The following is a 486-nucleotide window of genomic DNA, read 5'->3' on the forward strand; positions in this document are numbered from 1 at the left end:
CTCGTGTGTCGCTCCAGTTTACAGCCCTTATCGTGCTTAACGATGACATTGCGACACTAGCTCAGTTGGTAGAGCGCAACCTTGCCAAGGTTGAGGTCACGAGTTCGAACCTCGTGTGTCGCTCCACTTTCTTTAAAGTGGAAGTAAAGCCCTTATCGTGCTTAACGATAACAATACGGACGCGGGGTGGAGCAGCTTGGTAGCTCGTCGGGCTCATAACCCGAAGGTCGTCGGTTCAAATCCGGCCCCCGCAACCAATTTCTACATTAAATGCTACGGCGTTTAACAAATGCGACACTAGCTCAGTTGGTAGAGCGCAACCTTGCCAAGGTTGAGGTCACGAGTTCGAACCTCGTGTGTCGCTCCACTTTCTCAAGTGGATGAAATAGCCTTTATCGTGCTTAACGATAATATTACGGACGCGGGATGGAGCAGCTTGGTAGCTCGTCGGGCTCATAACCCGAAGGTCGTTCGGTTCAAATCCGC

General features: G+C 51.2%; 3 tRNA genes. All 3 read left to right on the forward strand.

Features of this window, described 5'->3' with window-relative positions:
- Positions 1–50: 50 nt before the first annotated feature.
- Positions 51–126, forward strand: a tRNA-Gly gene (locus tag CIK04_RS32460).
- Between the two features lie 54 nt (positions 127–180).
- Positions 181–257 (forward strand) — tRNA-Met (locus CIK04_RS32465).
- A 34-nt stretch (positions 258–291) separates the two neighbouring features.
- Positions 292–367, forward strand: a tRNA-Gly gene (locus tag CIK04_RS32470).
- Positions 368–486 lie beyond the last annotated feature (119 nt).

Source organism: Vibrio sp. 03_296 (assembly GCF_002265885.1).